The sequence below is a fragment of the Bradyrhizobium sp. WSM4873 genome (genome assembly GCF_055811355.1).
Genome location: NZ_JBVVPS010000003.1, coordinates 98,321 through 109,780 on the forward strand (window position 1 = coordinate 98,321; position 11,460 = coordinate 109,780).

An 11,460-nucleotide genomic window follows, 5' to 3' on the forward strand; every position below is an offset into this window, starting at 1 on the left:
TGGGCCGCGAGCGATGGGCTGTTCGCGGGAGGAGGGCGCGCTGTGACCGCCCGCCGGAATTGAGAGAGCAATGAGCGTGACTTCAGGAACGAAAACTGAGAGCGGCGTCGGCGAAACGATCCGGGTCGTGATCCACGCTCTCCTGATCGCGCTGGTGATCCGCACCTTCCTGTTTCAGCCGTTCAACATCCCATCCGGCTCGATGAAGGGGACGCTGCTGGTCGGCGACTATCTGTTCGTCTCGAAATATTCCTACGGCTACAGCCACTACTCGATCCCGTTCTCGCCGCCGCTGTTCTCGGGGCGCATCTGGGGCTCGGACCCGAACCGCGGCGACATCGTCGTATTCCGCCTGCCGAAGGACGATTCCACCGACTACATCAAGCGCGTGATCGGCCTGCCCGGCGACCGCATCCAGATGCGGGACGGGCTGCTCTACATCAACGACACGCCGGTCGAGCGGCAGCGCATGAGCGAATTTGTCGGCGAGGACCCCTGCGGCGCCGAAGGCGGCGGCGTCTCCCGGGTGAAGCGCTGGAAGGAAACGCTGCCGAACGGCGTGTCCTACGAAACGCTGGACTGCGCCGACAACGGATACGTCGACAACACCAACGTCTACACCGTGCCGACCGGCCACTTCTTCATGATGGGCGACAACCGCGACAACTCCACCGATAGCCGCTTCCTTGGCCAGGTTGGCTACGTGCCGCAGGAGAATTTGATCGGGCGCGCCCAGATGATCTTCTTCTCGATCGCCGAAGGCGAGCATGCCTGGATGTTCTGGCGCTGGCCCTGGGCGGTGCGCTGGAATCGCTTCTTCAAAATCGTCCGATGAAAGACGAAGCCAAGGACATCGCAACCCTGCCGACCGAGGCGCAAGCGGGCCCCGACGGCGAAGCTGCGACCAAGAGCCTTGAGAGCAAGACGCCTGAAAACAAGACGCCTGCAAAGAAGAAGCGGGTGCGGAGCAGCAAGGCCAGGGGCTTGGATGCGAATGCGGGGCTCGAGGCGCGCATCGGCTACAGCTTTGCCGATCCGAACCTTTTGATGCAAGGCATCACGCATGTCTCCGCGTTGAAGTCCGGGCGCAAGCGCGGTGACAGCTATCAGCGGCTGGAATTCCTCGGCGACCACGTGCTCGGGCTCGTCGTCTCCGACATGCTCTATCACGCCTTCCCGAACGCCGACGAAGGCGAGATGTCCAAGCGACTTGCCGAATTGGTGCGCAAGGAGAGCTGCGCCGACGTTGCCAAGTCGCTCGGTCTGCTCGACGACATCAAGCTCGGCTCGGTCGGCTCCAGCGCCGACGCGCGCCTGCGCAAGAGCGTGCTCGGCGATATCTGCGAGGCCGTGATCGGCGCCGTCTTCCTCGATGGCGGCTACGCGGCGGCGGCCGATTTCGTCAAGCGCAACTGGACGGAGCGCATGCACAAGCCGCGACGTCCCTTGCGCGATCCCAAGACCGTTCTCCAGGAATGGGCGCAGGGCAAGGGATTGCCGACGCCTGTTTATCGCGAGGTCGAGCGCACCGGCCCGCATCATGATCCGCAATTCCGCGTCGCGGTCGATCTGCCGGGTCTCGCTCCGGCGGAAGGTATCGGCGGCAGCAAGCGCGCGGCAGAGAAAGTGGCAGCTTCAGTGATGATCGAACGTGAAGGCGTTGGCGGCGGCAATGACGGTTGAAGCAAGCGGCGAGGCGCCAACTGCTACGCGCTGCGGCTTCGTCGCGCTGATCGGCGCGCCCAACGTCGGCAAATCCACGCTGGTCAATGCGCTGGTCGGGGCCAAGGTCACGATCGTCTCGCGCAAGGTGCAGACCACGCGCGCGCTGATCCGCGGCATCGTGATCGAGAACAACGCACAGATCATCCTGGTCGATACGCCCGGCATCTTCCTGCCCAAGCGCCGGCTGGACCGCGCCATGGTCTCGACCGCCTGGAGCGGCGCGCATGACGCCGATCTCGTCTGCGTGCTGCTGGATGCCAAGGCCGGCATCGACGAGGAAGCCGAGGCGATCCTCACCAAGGTCGCCAGCGTCAAGCACGAGAAGATTCTGGTCATCAACAAGGTCGACCTGGTCCAGCGCGAGAAGCTGCTGGCGCTGGCGCAGGCCGCCAACGAGCGCATGGCCTTCGCAAAGACCTTCATGATCGCGGCGATCTCCGGCGACGGCGTCGACGACCTCAGGCATACACTGGCCGAGATCGTGCCGCCGGGGCCGTTCCTCTATCCCGAAGACCAGATGTCGGACGCGCCGATGCGGCAGCTTGCGGCCGAGATCACCCGCGAGAAGATCTTTCGCAAGCTGCACCAGGAATTGCCCTACCAGTCCACCGTCGAGACCGACAAGTGGGAGGAGCGCAAGGACAAGTCGGTGCGCATCGAGCAGACGATTTTCGTCGAGCGCGAGAGCCAGCGCAAGATCGTGCTCGGCGCGGGCGGCGCCACCATCAAGTCGATCGGCGCGGACTCGCGCAAGGAGATCGGCGAGATCCTGGGCGTGCCGGTGCACCTGTTCCTGTTCGTCAAGGTGCGCGAGAACTGGAGCGACGATCCCGATCGCTACCGCGAGATGGGCCTGGAATTTCCCAAAGAATAACCACGAAAAGATCGGTCGGCGATGAGCGTACCAAGCAACGTACGGCGCTTCGAAGCGTTGCTCTATGCATCGTTGATGCTGGATGCCTTGTCGGTGGCGGTGCAGGACCGCACGCCGACTGCCGAGATGACCGAACAGATGATCATGACGTCGTCGCTGCTTGCCGGCGGCATGATCCTGCTGCTGGTCTATTTCGTGCGGCTGGCCGCGCGCGGGCGCAAGAACTGGCCGCGCTGGGTTCTGGCGGCAGCACTCGTACTGTCGGTGATCTCGCTCGGCCAGATCATCGGGGAGAAAGGCATGGAACTCGACAGCGCCATCGAGATCGTCTCCTGCGTGCTGACGGCGATGGGATTGTACTTCTCGTTCCGCGGCGACGCGCAGGGCTGGTTCAACGCTTAAGGCGTCGGGTGGATTGGCGGCGCTTCACCTTCCGGCCTTCGGCCAATCCGCCCTACGATTGAAGACCGGAATCCGCTAGACTTCACCGATGGAATGGACCGACGAAGGCATCGTGCTGGGGGTGCGGCGGCATGGCGAGAGCAGCGCCATCGTCGAGCTGCTGACCCGCGCGCACGGCCGCCATCTCGGTCTCGTCCGCGGCGGCGCCGGCTCTCGGATGCGGCCGCTGCTGCAGCCCGGCAACAGCCTCAGCGTGGTGTGGCGGGCGCGGCTCGACGAGCATCTCGGCACCTATGCCATCGAAGGCCTGAAGCTGCGGGCCGCGACGCTGCTGGGATCATCCCACGGCGTTTACGGCATCACTCATCTCGCTTCGATTGCGCGGTTGCTGCCGGAGCGCGATCCGCACGAACACCTCCTGGCGCTGCTCGAACATTCGCTGGACGATTTCGATGATATCGGTAGCGCCGCCGTACACGTGATCCATTTCGAACTGGCAATGCTCACCGAACTCGGCTTTGGGCTGGCGCTGGAAAACTGCGCGGTGACCGGAGAGACCACCGACCTGATCTACGTCTCGCCCAAATCCGGTGGCGCGGTGTCGCGCGGGGCGGGCGAGCCGTGGCGCGACCGCCTATTGCGGCTACCGCCGTTCCTGCGCCAGGGCGAGGTGCAGGGCGACCTCACTGATCAGGATCTCCAGGACGGCTTTCGACTGACCGGCCTGTTCCTGCTGCGCCACGTGCTGGAGCCGCGTGGGCAGGGCCATTCCGACGCGCGGGCGGGCTTCATCAGCGCGTTGACGCGACAGCAGGCAAAGGCCGCGATTCCCGCGCCATGAGCCTAGCGCGGCTCTGCATTGTCGCAATATAGCGGCCCGCCGTGGAACGAAATCGGGTTTCCGTGACTTGCCCCCGGGGTTCCAACCGGGGATATCCTGATGCTGATCAAGGGACTTGTGATATCGGCAGCGCTGATCGCGCTGGCGCCGGACGCCCTTGCGGGTGAGCAGCCGGGCGTCTTTCGCCGTGCCTCCTGCACCGTTGTCAGATTCTATGTGGCCAAATATTCCGCTGCAGCCGCAGAGGCATGGGCGCGGTCCAAGGGCGCGACGGAGGCCGAGATCGAGACGGCGCGGCGGTGCCTGACCAATGCCCCGGGCACCACGCAGGCTAAAGCCGCGCCACCCACCCAGACCTTCACCGCAGGCTGGGCTGGCCAGTAGGCCGCCCACAGGGAACCAATCGATCCTTGCCCGATTCGCTTCCACGGTTTAACCGGGCGGCATGGGAAAACGATTGATTCCGCCGGAGGAACCGGCCGAAATTCACGAGGTGCCGCTGCGTGAGGCGCTGGAAGAGCGCTATCTCGCATACGCGCTCTCCACCATCATGCACCGCGCACTGCCCGATGCCCGCGACGGCCTGAAGCCGGTGCATAGGCGCATCCTCTACGGCATGCGCCTGCTCCGGCTCGACCCCGGCACCAGCTTCAAGAAATCCGCAAAAATCGTCGGCGACGTGATGGGCTCGTTCCATCCGCACGGTGACCAGGCGATCTACGACGCCATGGTGCGTCTCGCGCAGGACTTCTCCTCGCGCTATCCGTTGGTCGACGGCCAGGGCAATTTCGGCAATATCGACGGCGATAATCCCGCCGCCTACCGTTACACCGAAGCACGCATGACCGACGTCGCGCGGCTTCTGCTCGACGGCATCGACGAAGACGGGGTCGAATTCCGTCCCAACTATGACGGCCAGTCGAAAGAACCGGTCGTGCTGCCCGGCGGCTTCCCGAACCTGCTCGCCAACGGTGCGCAGGGCATCGCGGTCGGCATGGCGACCTCAATCCCGCCGCACAACGCCGCCGAGCTCTGCGACGCCGCGCTGCATCTGATCGAGAAACCGGACGCGAAATCCAAGGCGCTGCTGAAATGGGTCAAGGGGCCGGATTTCCCGACCGGCGGCATCTGCGTCGATTCCAAGCAGGCGATCGCTGAAGCCTACACCACCGGCCGCGGCTCGTTCCGCGTCCGCTCGCGATGGGAGCAGGAAGAGGGCGCGCGCGGCACCTGGGTCGTCGTCGTCACCGAGATTCCCTTTCTGGTGCAGAAGTCGCGGCTGATCGAGAAGATCGCCGAGCTGCTCGACCAGAAGAAGCTGCCGCTGGTCGGCGATATCAGGGACGAGTCGGCCGAAGACGTTCGCATCGTGATCGAGCCGAAGTCGAAGAACGTCGATCCCGCGCTGATGATGGAATCGCTGTTCCGGCTGACCGAGCTCGAAAACAAGATTCCGCTGAACCTCAACGTGCTGATCAAGGGCCGCATTCCCAAAGTCGTGGGGCTGGCGGAATGCTTGCGCGAATGGCTCGACCATCTGCGCGACGTGTTGATCCGTCGCACCAACCATCGCAAGGCCGAGATCGAGCGCCGGCTGGAGATTCTCGGCGGCTTGCTGATTGCCTATCTGAACATCGACGAGGTGATCAGGATCATCCGCAATGAGGACGAGCCGAAGCCCGCGCTGATCAAGGCGTTCAAGCTCACCGAGGTGCAGGCCGAAGCCATCCTCAACATGCGGCTGCGCTCGTTGCGCAAGCTCGAGGAGATGGAGATCCGCAGCGAGGACAAGGATCTTCGCAAGGAGCTGAAGGGCATTGAGGGATTGCTGGCGTCCGAACCCGAGCAGTGGAAGAAGGTTGGCGAGCAGGTCGGCAAGGTCCGCGACATGTTCGGACCGAAGACGCCGCTCGGCAAGCGCCGCACCACCTTTGCGGACGCGCCCGAGCACGATCTCGCTGCGATCGAGGAGGCCCTGGTCGAGCGCGAGCCAGTGACCGTCGTCGTCTCCGACAAGGGCTGGATCCGCACCCTGAAGGGCCATGTCGAGGATCTCTCGGGGCTGGCTTTCAAGCAGGACGACAAGCTCGGGTTCGCGTTCTTCGCGGAAACGACCTCGAAGCTGCTGCTGTTCGCCACCAATGGAAAATTCTACTCGCTCGATGTCGCAAAACTTCCGGGCGGCCGCGGTCACGGCGAGCCGATCCGCCAGTTCATCGATCTCGAGCCGGAGGCCGCGCCGGTCACGCTGTTCGTCAACAAGGGCGGACGCAAATTCCTGGTCGCGAGCCACGAGGGCCAGGGCTTCGTCGTCAACGAGGACGATTGCGTCGGCACCACCAAGAAGGGCAAGCAGGTCCTCAACGTCGACATGCCGAATGAGGCGCGCACGGTCACCGAGGTGCTCGGCGACACCGTCGCGGTCATCGGCGAGAACCGCAAGATGCTGCTTTTCCCGCTCGACCAGGTGCAGGAGATGCCGCGTGGCCGCGGTGCGCGCCTGCAAAAATACAAGGACGGTGGTCTTTCCGACGTCGCCGTGTTCGACGCCAAGGCGGGCCTGACCTGGAAGGACTCCGCGGGCCGCGAATTCTCTGCGACCATGAAGGAGCTCGCCGAGTGGCGCGGCAACCGCGGTGATGCCGGCCGCCTCGCGCCGAAGGGATTCCCGAAGTCGAACAAGTTCGGCAGGGTGATCGGGTAGGACGCGGGCCGTCGCCATATCGACAGTGTCATGCCCCGCCACCGGGTCTCGCCTTCGGCGAGCCCGATGACAGGCTCCGGCGGGGCATCCAGTACGCCGCGACCTCTCGGCTCAATCGTAGCTTTCTCTGGAGTACTGGATCGCCCGGTCAAGCCGGGCGACGACAGCGAGGGTGCAGCGCGCAAACGCGCGGCAGATAGCCGTGAGCGCATGAGTGCCTCCATCGAACGGGCACGAACATTGCTTTTTCCCGGCGACAGCAAACAGCTCGTCAAAGGCAAAAGGCATCAATGTCCAAACTGAAGGCTTTTATTCCGGCGCTATTCGCCTTGGCGCTGACCGCGCCGCCGGCGCATGCGGCGGGCAATCTCGTCGCGGTGCTCGAGGCGGAGATCATCACGCTCGATCCGCATTTCTCCACAGCCTACATTACGCGCACGTTCGGCTACATGGTGTTCGACACGCTATTTGCGAAGGATTCCAAAGGCGAGATCAAGCCGCAGATGGTGCAGGACTGGAAAGTCTCGGCCGATGGCCTGACCTACAGTTTCACGCTGCGCGACGGCCTGAAATGGCATGACGGCCAGCCGGTCACGGCCGCCGATTGCGTCGCCTCGCTGCGCCGTTGGGGCACCCGCAGTGCGCTCGGCCGCCGCATCTTCGCGATCACGGCCTCGCTCGAGCCCACCGACGCAAAAACCTTCGTGCTGACGCTGAAGGAGCCGTCTGGTCTCGTCATCGACGCGCTCGGCAATCCCGTCAGTCCGGTCGCCTTCATGATGCCCGAGCGCGTTGCCAAAACGCCCGGCGACCAGCGCATCACCGAAATCGTCGGCTCCGGCCCGTTCGTCTACAGCAAAGCAGATCACCGCACCGGCGATCGCATGATCCTGAAGAAGTTCGCCGATTACGTGCCGCGTCCCGAGCCTGCCGACTTCCTCGCCGGCGGCAAGCGCGTCAACATCGACACGCTCGAGATCCGCGTTATTCCAGATGGTGCGACCGCAGCCTCCGCGCTGCAGGCCGGCGAAGTCGATTTCATGCAATACGCGCCGTTCGATCTGCTGCCGACGATGGAGAAGAACGCACGCGTGAAGCTCGTCAATTTCACCGGCGGCAACATGTTCGCGGGCGCCTATCGCCTCAACGCCGCATCGAAGCCGTTCGACGATCCCGCCATCAGACGCGTGCTGTGGAAGCTGGTCGATCAGCGCGAGGTGCTGGACGCACTCGGCCTGGACGCCAAATACGCGGCTCCTTGCGCGACGTACTTCACCTGCGGCACCACCTATGACAGCAAGGCCGGCACGGAATCCGCCGCCAAGCCGTCGATCGAAGCGGCGAAGGCCGCGCTGAAGGCGACGAAATATGCCGGTGAGCCTGTCGTCGTGATGGAGGCCAACGATCTCGAAGCCCCCCGCGTCTCGGCGCAGGTGCTGGCCGAGCGGCTGAAACAGGCCGGCTTCAACGTCGACCTCCAGGTGATGGACTGGGCGAGCGTGCTGGCGCGCCGCGCCAAGAAGGAGGGCTGGAGCGTCTATGGCGTTCACGCCGGCGGTTTTGACCTCGGCTCGCCGCTGACCAACGTCATGGTCGCCTTCAACTGCGCCGACTTCACCGGCTGGCAATGCGACGCGCGCATCACGCCGCTGATGGAGGCCTTTGCCAAGGCGCCCGCCGAGGAGGATCGCAAGAAGATCGCAGGCGATATCCAGGCCGTCATGTACGACCAGGCGCCCGCTATACCGTGGGGCCAGTTCGCCCAGCCCGCCGCCTCTCGCACGACTTTGCGCGGTCTGATACCGTCGGCCATCCCGGTGTTCTGGAACGTTGAGAAGTAGCGCGATGTACGATGTCATTGTTGTCGGCGGCGGCTCCGCCGGCGCCGCTGTTGCGGCGCGGCTCTCGGAAGATCCCGCACGCCGCGTGCTGTTGCTTGAAGCCGGCCTCGACTGGCGCGCTGCCGAAGCGCCCTGGGAGGTGCGGACGCCAAATCCCATCCCGATCATCCACAAGCGCGAGTACCAGGAGAAATGGCAGTGGCCTGATCTTCTGACGCGCCGAGTGGCCGGGCAGGAGCCGCGCTTCTACTGGCGCGGCAAGGGGCTCGGCGGCTCCTCGATGATGAACGGCCAGATCGCCATCCGCGGCGTCGCCGATGCGTTCGACGAATGGGCCGCAAATGGCTGCACCGGCTGGTCGGCCAGGGACGTGATGCCGTTGTTCTCGGTGATCGAGGATGATCTGGAATTCGGCGACGCCGCCGGCCATGGCCGCGGCGGACCGCTGCCGGTCTATCGGGCGCCGCCGGAAAAGTGGGGCCCGATCGATCGTGGCTTGCGCGATGCGGCGCTGGCGAGCGGCTATCCCTGGTGCGCCGACGTCAACGGCCCTGATGGCGAGGGCGTCGCCTGCTATCCCATCAACAGCCGCGACAGCCGCCGCATCACCACCAATGAGGGTTATCTGGAACCCGCGCGCGGCCGCGCCAATCTGGAAATTCGCGGGCATGCGCTGGTCGACCGGGTCCTGATCAGCGACGGAAGGGCGACCGGCCTCCGCGTCCATATCGAGGGGCAGGGCACCCACGAGATCAGCGCACGGCAGATCGTGCTGTGCGCTGGCGCCATCCACAGCCCCGCGATCCTGCTGCGCTCGGGCATTGGACCTGCGGATCAACTCAAAGCGATGGGGATCGCCGTCGAGCGCGACCTCCCAGTCGGCCGGCACTTCTTCGACCATCCGCTGTTTCGCGCCACGATCCAGCTCCACGAAAATCTGCGGCCGACCGATCCTGACACCCGCCACACCAATTGCTGCGTGACCTATTCGTCGGGCCTCGCCGACGGCGGCAAGCGCGACATGATCCTGATCGCCTTCAACCACCGCGGCATCGGTGTGCCCGGAGCGATCGGCGCCGGGCTGTTCAACGCCTATTCGCGTGGCACGCTCAAATTGGCCTCGACCGATCCCGCGATCGATCCCGTTGTCGAGGAGAACATGCTGGCCGATCCCCGCGACATGCTGCGCATGATGGATGCGGTGAGGCGGCTTGCCGCGATCACCTCCCAGCCGGCGCTGTCAGGCATCGCCGACTGGATCCGGCTCGCCGACACCGATCTGACGCTGCAGCAAGCTGCGGCCTTGCCCGATCAGGAGCTCGACGCGCTGCTGCGGCGTGAGACCGGCGACATCCAGCACGCCGCCGGCAGCTGCCGCATGACCGGCGTCAACGACGCCGACGGCGTGGTCAACCCTGACGGCACCGTGAAGGGCATCTCCGGCCTGCGCGTCGCCGACGCCTCGATCATGCCATCGGATTGCCGGGCCAACACCCACTTCACGACAGTGGTGATTGGGGAAGCGATTGCGCGGATGATGATGCGGTAGGTTCAATCGTCGGTCCCGCCACGGCGGTCTGACGAACGCGCATGCGAAAAACCTACCGCTCGACGGCCAGGCCGAACAGCGGTCGGAGGTGTGTTCCCAGAATGTTGCCGACGAAAGCCGCGACTAGCCAGCACCAGCCGTGCAGGCTGCCCGATGCGATTCCGCTGAAATAAGCGCCGATATTGCAGCCATAGGCGAGCCGGGCGCCATACCCGAGCAGCAGGCCGCCGATGATGGCTGCAAGGAGCGAGGATGCGGAGATGCGCCATGTCGGATGGAATTTGCCGGCGAGGCCCGCGGCCAGCAACGCTCCCAGGATGATGCCGAAGTCCATCACGGAGGTGATGTCGGCGAAGACGCTTTGGTGCAGCGAGGCGGCCCGAGCACCCTGCCAATAGGGCCATGAGGCGACGTCGACGCCGAAGCCCATCAGGATATTCGATCCCCAGAGCGCGAAAGCGGAGGTGATGCCCCAGGGACGTCCCGCTAGATACAGCGTGGCGAAATTTCCGATCGCAAGCAGGATCGCGCCCCACAGGAGCGGCCACGGCCCCTGCATGAAGCGGCGCGCGCCGCGCAGCTTCGTCCGCGCTCCCGGCTCGAGTTGGCCGTGCCGGGCGATCTCGGCCCTGACGGTGATGAGGTAGATTGCAGCCATCACAGCCCAGCAGAGCACGAGCGCCGGCAGCCATCCGAGCCGTTCGATCAACGAGACGGCGCCGATGTTCGGCAGCGCGCTCCACCACGGCAAATGCAATGCACCGAGCGTAGATCCGGCGATGAAGGCCGCCAACGTCACCAGCATGCGGGTGTTGCCGCCGCCGGCGGTATAAAGCGTTCCCGATGCACAGCCGCCGCCAAGCTGCATTCCAAGGCCGAACAGGAACGCCCCGGTCAGCATGCCCACGCCCACTGCGCCGAGCTCGCCATGCACGGCGACGCCGAACAGCGTGCTTTGCGCCAGGGCCGGAAAGAAGAGGGCGGTTGCCAGCGCCAGCATGACCATTTGCGCACGGAGGCCGGCACCTCGTCGCGCGACAATGAAGACGCGCCAGGCCGAGGTGAACCCGAACAGCGCATGGTACAGCGTCAGGCCAAGTGCGCCTCCGACAAGAAACAACAATCCCTGTTGCCAGGAGATCGTACCTGACAAGGCCACTGCGCCCGCCAGAAGAATTGCCGCAGCGACAACGACGACCGTGAAATTGACGCCGTGCCGGTCATTGTCAGGGGCAAGCAGTCGCGCATCGATGGATAGATCGGTCATGGCTCATCCAAAAAGCGGAGTCCTCGGCAGTGGGAGCTAACCTTGGCGAATTCTCCCCGTTCCAATCTTCCCACATTGGAACTGATGGGATCGCGCTAGGCTGTCATGCCCCGGCTCGACCGGGGCATCTAGTACGCCGCGGCTTCTCTTCTCAATCACGATCGTCTCGGAGTACTGGGTCGGGCCGGGGCCCCCCGCGCCGGCCCCGCGAGGGGGTTTTATGGTGTTTGCGGCGCGAATAAAAAAAACACACCCGC

Annotated in this window: 10 protein-coding genes; 9 read left to right on the plus strand and 1 reads right to left on the minus strand. The window is 64.7% G+C overall.

Going from position 1 to position 11,460, the window contains the following annotated elements; all coding sequences use genetic code 11:
- Positions 1-70 precede the first annotated feature (70 nt).
- The 9 genes from lepB to AC0L21_RS07120 all read left to right on the plus strand — a co-directional run bounded on the left by lepB (position 71) and on the right by AC0L21_RS07120 (position 9,936).
- A complete protein-coding gene (gene lepB / locus AC0L21_RS07080) occupies positions 71-835 on the plus strand; it encodes a signal peptidase I (RefSeq protein ID WP_473259622.1) in 765 nt (254 codons plus the stop codon).
- Complete coding sequence (gene rnc / locus AC0L21_RS07085) at positions 832-1,683, plus strand: ribonuclease III (RefSeq protein ID WP_473259624.1); 852 nt, start codon at positions 832-834, stop codon at positions 1,681-1,683. Before lepB ends, rnc begins: the two co-directional genes overlap by 4 nt.
- Positions 1,673-2,599 carry a GTPase Era gene (gene era, locus AC0L21_RS07090; protein ID WP_007611165.1) on the plus strand — a complete coding sequence of 309 codons (927 nt, stop codon included), beginning with the start codon at positions 1,673-1,675 and terminating at the stop codon, positions 2,597-2,599. The genes rnc and era overlap by 11 nt, the downstream gene beginning before the upstream one ends.
- Before the next feature lie 21 nt (positions 2,600-2,620).
- Complete coding sequence (locus AC0L21_RS07095) at positions 2,621-3,001, plus strand: hypothetical protein (protein WP_007603399.1); 381 nt, start codon at positions 2,621-2,623, stop codon at positions 2,999-3,001.
- An 88-nt stretch (positions 3,002-3,089) separates the two neighbouring features.
- Positions 3,090-3,842, plus strand: coding sequence for a DNA repair protein RecO (gene recO / locus AC0L21_RS07100; protein WP_473259626.1), 753 nt, complete (start codon positions 3,090-3,092; stop codon positions 3,840-3,842).
- A gap of 99 nt (positions 3,843-3,941) precedes the next feature.
- On the plus strand, positions 3,942-4,226 hold the full coding sequence (locus AC0L21_RS07105; protein WP_473259628.1) for a hypothetical protein: 285 nt from the start codon (positions 3,942-3,944) through the stop codon (positions 4,224-4,226).
- 61 nt (positions 4,227-4,287) lie between these two features.
- Positions 4,288-6,546, plus strand: coding sequence for a DNA topoisomerase IV subunit A (gene parC, locus AC0L21_RS07110; protein WP_473259630.1), 2,259 nt, complete (start codon positions 4,288-4,290; stop codon positions 6,544-6,546).
- 290 nt (positions 6,547-6,836) lie between these two features.
- Positions 6,837-8,387 (plus strand): ABC transporter substrate-binding protein, encoded by a 1,551-nt coding sequence (locus AC0L21_RS07115; protein ID WP_473259632.1) that lies wholly within the window; start codon positions 6,837-6,839, stop codon positions 8,385-8,387.
- 4 nt (positions 8,388-8,391) lie between these two features.
- Complete coding sequence (locus tag AC0L21_RS07120; RefSeq protein ID WP_473259634.1) at positions 8,392-9,936, plus strand: GMC family oxidoreductase; 1,545 nt, start codon at positions 8,392-8,394, stop codon at positions 9,934-9,936.
- Between the two features lie 52 nt (positions 9,937-9,988).
- On the opposite strand, the gene AC0L21_RS07125 is transcribed toward AC0L21_RS07120, so the two are convergent.
- Positions 9,989-11,203, minus strand: a complete 1,215-nt coding sequence (locus AC0L21_RS07125) for a YeeE/YedE family protein (RefSeq protein WP_473259637.1) — start codon at positions 11,201-11,203, stop codon at positions 9,989-9,991.
- Positions 11,204-11,460 lie beyond the last annotated feature (257 nt).

What these genes read in the sequence shown, in the direction of transcription:
- lepB (WP_473259622.1), top strand. Translation starts at nt 71, where the DNA reads ATGAGCGTGACTTCAGGAACGAAAACTGAGAGCGGCGTCGGCGAAACG.
- rnc (WP_473259624.1), top strand. Translation starts at nt 832, where the DNA reads ATGAAAGACGAAGCCAAGGACATCGCAACCCTGCCGACCGAGGCGCAA.
- era (WP_007611165.1), top strand. Translation starts at nt 1,673, where the DNA reads ATGACGGTTGAAGCAAGCGGCGAGGCGCCAACTGCTACGCGCTGCGGC.
- AC0L21_RS07095 (WP_007603399.1), top strand. Translation starts at nt 2,621, where the DNA reads ATGAGCGTACCAAGCAACGTACGGCGCTTCGAAGCGTTGCTCTATGCA.
- recO (WP_473259626.1), top strand. Translation starts at nt 3,090, where the DNA reads ATGGAATGGACCGACGAAGGCATCGTGCTGGGGGTGCGGCGGCATGGC.
- AC0L21_RS07105 (WP_473259628.1), top strand. Translation starts at nt 3,942, where the DNA reads ATGCTGATCAAGGGACTTGTGATATCGGCAGCGCTGATCGCGCTGGCG.
- parC (WP_473259630.1), top strand. Translation starts at nt 4,288, where the DNA reads ATGGGAAAACGATTGATTCCGCCGGAGGAACCGGCCGAAATTCACGAG.
- AC0L21_RS07115 (WP_473259632.1), top strand. Translation starts at nt 6,837, where the DNA reads ATGTCCAAACTGAAGGCTTTTATTCCGGCGCTATTCGCCTTGGCGCTG.
- AC0L21_RS07120 (WP_473259634.1), top strand. Translation starts at nt 8,392, where the DNA reads ATGTACGATGTCATTGTTGTCGGCGGCGGCTCCGCCGGCGCCGCTGTT.
- AC0L21_RS07125 (WP_473259637.1), bottom strand. Translation starts at nt 11,203, where the DNA reads ATGACCGATCTATCCATCGATGCGCGACTGCTTGCCCCTGACAATGAC.